The organism is Methylobacterium oxalidis, from assembly GCF_007992195.1.
Lineage (GTDB): Bacteria > Pseudomonadota > Alphaproteobacteria > Rhizobiales > Beijerinckiaceae > Methylobacterium > Methylobacterium oxalidis.
The window spans coordinates 1-4604 of the sequence record NZ_BJZU01000067.1; the positions used below are offsets into that span (position 1 = coordinate 1).

Annotated in this window: 4 protein-coding genes; all 4 read right to left on the reverse strand. The window is 70.1% G+C overall.

Features of this window, described 5'->3' with window-relative positions; all coding sequences use genetic code 11:
• Positions 1 to 43: 43 nt before the first annotated feature.
• Positions 44 to 1342 (reverse strand): type III glutamate--ammonia ligase, encoded by a 1299-nt coding sequence (glnT, locus tag MOX02_RS16745; protein WP_147026942.1) that lies wholly within the window; start codon positions 1340 to 1342, stop codon positions 44 to 46.
• Positions 1343 to 1435: 93 nt separating this feature from the next.
• Positions 1436 to 2782: an FMN-binding glutamate synthase family protein gene (locus tag MOX02_RS16750; protein ID WP_147026943.1), complete on the reverse strand. Its 1347-nt coding sequence runs from the start codon at positions 2780 to 2782 to the stop codon at positions 1436 to 1438.
• A complete protein-coding gene (locus MOX02_RS16755; RefSeq protein WP_147026944.1) occupies positions 2782 to 3471 on the reverse strand; it encodes a GltB/FmdC/FwdC-like GXGXG domain-containing protein in 690 nt (229 codons plus the stop codon). Before MOX02_RS16755 ends, MOX02_RS16750 begins: the two co-directional genes overlap by 1 nt.
• Positions 3471 to 4364: a class II glutamine amidotransferase gene (locus tag MOX02_RS16760; protein WP_147026945.1), complete on the reverse strand. Its 894-nt coding sequence runs from the start codon at positions 4362 to 4364 to the stop codon at positions 3471 to 3473. Before MOX02_RS16760 ends, MOX02_RS16755 begins: the two co-directional genes overlap by 1 nt.
• Between the last annotated feature and the right edge of the window lie 240 nt (positions 4365 to 4604).

Sequence of the window (4604 nt, forward strand, 5' to 3'; positions counted from 1 at the left end):
CGGGCCGCCGCGCGCGACCCGCTTCCTGCTCCGGTATCCGCCCTCAGCAGTCGAGGGTGTTGTCGCGCTCCCACTGCGTCAGGTGGCGGCAGTAGGCGTTCCACTCGTCCTGCTTGAGCTTGAGGTAGCTCGGCACGAAGGCCCCGAACGCGTCGTTGAGCACGTCGCAGCGGTCGAGCGCCCGCATCGCGTCGAGCATGTTCAAGGGCAGTTGCTTCACGCCCTCGACCGTGTGCCCGTCCGTGTACATGTTGATGTCGAGGCGCTTGCCCGGATCGCGCCGGTTGCGCATCCCGTCGAGGCCCGCCGCCAGGATGCCGGCCTGCAGCAGGTAGGGGTTGGCCGCGCCGTCCGCGAGCCGGAACTCGAAGCGGCCGCCGTCCGGAATCCGGATCATGTGGGTGCGGTTGTTGCCCGTGTAGGTCACGGTGTTGGGCGCCCAGGTCGCGCCCGAGGTGGTGCGCGGCGCGTTGATGCGCTTGTAGGAGTTCACGCACGGGTTGGTGATCGCGGCGAGCGCGTCGGCCGAGTGGATCAGGCCGCCGATGAAGTGGTAGCCCGCCTGCGACATGCCGATCTCGTCCGAGCGGTCGGCGAAGATGTTCTCGCCGTCGCGCCAGACCGAGACGTGGGCGTGGCAGCCCGAGCCCGTCAGCTCCATGAAGGGCTTGGGCATGAAGGTCGCCCGCAGGCCGTGCTTCTCGGCGATCGAGCGGGTCATGTACTTGAAGAAGGCGTGCCGGTCGGCCGTCACCAGGGCGTCGTCGTAGTCCCAGTTCATCTCGAACTGGCCGTTCGCGTCCTCGTGGTCGTTCTGGTAGGGCTTCCAGCCCAGGCTCAGCATCGCGTCGCAGATCTCGGTGATCACGTCGTAGCGGCGCATCAGGGCCGACTGGTCGTAGCAGGGCTTCATCTGCTTGTCGGCGAGGTCGGCGGGCTCCGAGCCGCAGGGCGTGATCAGGAAGAACTCGCACTCGACGCCGGTCTTCATCTGCAGGCCGTCGCGGGCCGCGTCCTTGATCAGGCGCTTGAGGATGTTGCGCGGCCCCTGCTCGACGGGCTTGCCGTCCATCACGAGGTCGGCCGGCAGCCAGCCCACCTCGGGCTTCCAGGGCAGCTGGATCAGCCCGTCCGGGTCCGGCATGGCCAGCAGGTCGGCGTCGGCCGGGCTCATGTCGAGCCAGGTGGCGAAGCCCGCGAACCCCGCGCCGTTCTTGCAGGTGCCCTTGATGGCGGCGGCCGGCACGAGCTTGGCGCGCTGCGTGCCGAACAGGTCCGTGTAGGAGACGAGGAAATACTTGATGCCGCGCTCCCTGGCGGCGGTCTCGAGATCGAGCGTCATCGCAAAAACCCTCCCAGGGTCGGTCGGCTGCTTGTTCTTGACCAGAAGCAAGGAAGGGCCGCCCCCGGCGTCGGGGCGGCCCTTCCTCTCGTCTCAGATGCCCGTCTTTCCGGGGATCCAGCCGGTGCCGGCAAGCGGCACCTGCGCCATGGCGGCGGCCTCGATCGTCAGCGCCACCAGATCCTCCGGTTCGAGGTTGTGCAGGTGGCTCTTGCCGCAGGCCCGCGCGATGGTCTGCGCCTCCAGCGTCATCACGGCGAGGTAGTTGGCGAGCCGCCGCCCCGCGAGCTCCGGATCCAGGCGCTTCATCAGCTCCGGGTCCTGCGTGGTGATGCCGGCCGGGTCCTTGCCCTCGTGCCAGTCGTCGTAGGCGCCGGCCGTCGTGCCGAGCGCCTCGTACTCGGCCTCCCAGCGCGGGTCGTTGTCGCCGAGCGCGATCAGCGCCGCCGTGCCGATCGCCACCGCGTCGGCGCCGAGCGCCAGCACCTTGGCCACGTCCGCGCCCGAGCGGATGCCGCCCGAGACGACGAGCTGCACCTGCCGGTGCAGGCCGAGATCCTGCAGCGCCTGAACGGCCGGGCGGATCGCGGCGAGCGTCGGGATGCCGACATGCTCGATGAACACGTCCTGGGTCGCCGCCGTGCCGCCCTGCATGCCGTCGAGCACCACCACGTCGGCGCCCGACTTCGCGGCGAGCGCGGTGTCGTAGTAGGGCCGCGAGGCGCCGACCTTCACGTAGATCGGCTTCTCCCAGTCGGTGACCTCGCGCAGCTCCTCGATCTTGATGGCCAGATCGTCCGGGCCGGTCCAGTCGGGGTGGCGGCAGGCCGAGCGCTGGTCGACGCCCGGGGGCAGGCAGCGCATGCCGGCCACGCGCTCGGTGATCTTCTGGCCGAGCAGCATGCCGCCGCCGCCGGGCTTGGCGCCCTGCCCGATCACCACCTCGATCGCGTCGGCCTTGCGCAGGTCGTCGGGGTTCATGCCGTAGCGGGACGGCAGGTACTGGTAGACGAGCTTCTGCGAGTGCCCGCGCTCCTCCGGCGTCATGCCGCCGTCGCCCGTGGTGGTCGAGGTGCCGGCGAGCGTGGCGCCGCGGCCGAGCGCCTCCTTGGCGTTCGCCGAGAGCGAGCCGAAGCTCATGCCGGCGATCGTCACCGGGGTCTTCAGCTCGATCGGCTTCCTGGCGAAGCGGGAGCCGAGCACGACCTCGGTGCCGCAGCGCTCGCGGTAGCCCTCGAGCGGGTAGCGGCTGATCGAGGCGCCGAGGAACAGGAGGTCGTCGAAGTGGGGGAGCTGGCGCTTCGCGCCGGCGCCGCGGATGTCGTAGATGCCGGTGGCCGCGGCGCGGCGGATCTCGGACATCACGTCGGGCGTGAAGGTGGCCGAGAAGCGCGGCTTGGTGCGCGGGGTGGCGCGCGGGTCCTTCGAGTGCTCGGCCATCAGTAGGCTCCGGCGTTGTCGACGTGGAAGTGGTAGAGGGTGCGGGCCGAGCCGTAGCGGCGGAACTCGCCCGGATCGACCTCGCCCGCCAGCCCGGCCAGCTTCAGCTTGGCGTAGAGCTGCTCGCGGTGCTCGTCGCGCATCTCCTTCTCGACGCAGTCGGCGCCGAGGCTCTTCACCGAGCCGCGCACGAAGAGCTTGGCCTCGTAGAGCGAGTCGCCGAGCGCCTCGCCGGCATCGCCCAGCACGGTCAGCGAGCCGGCCTGGGCCATGAAGGCCGACATGTGGCCGATCGAGCCCTTCACCACGATATCGACGCCCTTCATCGAGATGCCGCAGCGCGCGCCCGCGTTGCCGTCGATCACGAGGAGGCCGCCGTGGGCCGTGGCGCCGGCCGACTGGCTGGCGTCGCCCCGCACGTGGACGAAGCCGGAGATCATGTTCTCGGCCACGCCGACGCCGGCGTTGCCGTTGATGATCACGCTCGCGAGCTTGTTCATGCCCGCGCAATAGTAGCCGACGTTCCCCTCGATCTCGACGGTGACCGGCGCGTCGAGCCCCGCCGCGACGGCGTGGCGCCCGTCCGGGCCGCTCACGGTCCAGTGGGTCTCGTTGGTGTCGGCGCGCAGGGCGTGCAGCGCCCGGTTGAGCTCGCGCAGGGACGAGCGGTTCAGGTCGAAGGTCGGCATCAGTGGCGCTCCCAGGCGTAGACCTTGGCGGGCTCCGGCTCGAACACGCGGGCCTTGTCGATGCCGGGCAGGCCGACGAGCGCGCGGTACTCGGATCCGAAGGCGACGTAATCGTCCGTCTCGGCCATCACGGCGGGCTTGCAGGCGATCGGGTCGCGCACGACGGCGAAGCCCGTCTCGGTGCCGACCACGAAGGTGAAGAAGCCGTCGAGGTCCGTCAGGCTCGATTCCAGCGCCTCCTTGAGCGAGGCGCCCTCGCGCATGCGCCAGCTCAGGTAGCCGGCGGCGACCTCGGTGTCGTTCTTGGTGGCGAACGAGAGGCCCTCGCGCTCCAGGCGGCGGCGCAGGTCGTTGTGGTTCGAGAGCGAGCCGTTGTGCACGAGGCACTCGTCGGTGCCCGTGGAGAACGGGTGCGCGCCGTTGGTGGTCACGGCGCTCTCGGTGGCCATGCGGGTGTGGCCGATGCCGTGGCTGCCGGACATGCCGGAGAGGTCGAAGCGCTCGGCGACGGAGGCGGGCAGGCCGACCTCCTTGTAGATCTCCATGCGGCGGCCGGCGCTGACCACGTCGATGCCCGGCGCGTTGGCCTTCAGCCAGGTCCGGACCTCGTCCTCGCGCGCGGCTGGGACGGAGAGGACGGTGTGGGTGTCGCGCTCGACGCGCTCCACGCCCTCGCCGAGGGCGCCCTCGAGGCGCGCCGCCGCGTCGGCGAGGCTCGCCCGGTCCGGCCCCCGCAGGGTCAGCTTCACGCCCGCCGCGTCGGAGCCGTAGACGGCGAAGCCCGCGCTGTCGGGCCCGCGATCGGTCATGGTCTCGAGCATCTTGGCGAGCAGCGTGCCGAGCTGCGGCTCAAGCTCCGGCTTCTTCAGAAACAGCCCGACGATCCCACACATGGCCTCGTTCCTCGCCTGATCAGGTTCGAAGGAATTGCTCGCACAGGTATGCCGGCTCGTCAACCGATGGTAATGATTTTTTCTTCTCACGAAACACACGGCGGCGGGATAGCGCAGGGATGCGTGTGGTGCGGCCGCGGCGAGTGAGGCATGATGCGGGCCAAACCGGCCATCATCACGGGACGTACGGAAGAGAATGCTCAACACGGCCTCGAACGCACCGAGCGAGAACCCGCGGAC

Coding starts and splice junctions, on each gene's coding strand:
- glnT (WP_147026942.1), bottom strand. CDS start 1,342: ATGACGCTCGATCTCGAGACCGCCGCCAGGGAGCGCGGCATCAAGTAT.
- MOX02_RS16750 (WP_147026943.1), bottom strand. CDS start 2,782: ATGGCCGAGCACTCGAAGGACCCGCGCGCCACCCCGCGCACCAAGCCG.
- MOX02_RS16755 (WP_147026944.1), bottom strand. CDS start 3,471: ATGCCGACCTTCGACCTGAACCGCTCGTCCCTGCGCGAGCTCAACCGG.
- MOX02_RS16760 (WP_147026945.1), bottom strand. CDS start 4,364: ATGTGTGGGATCGTCGGGCTGTTTCTGAAGAAGCCGGAGCTTGAGCCG.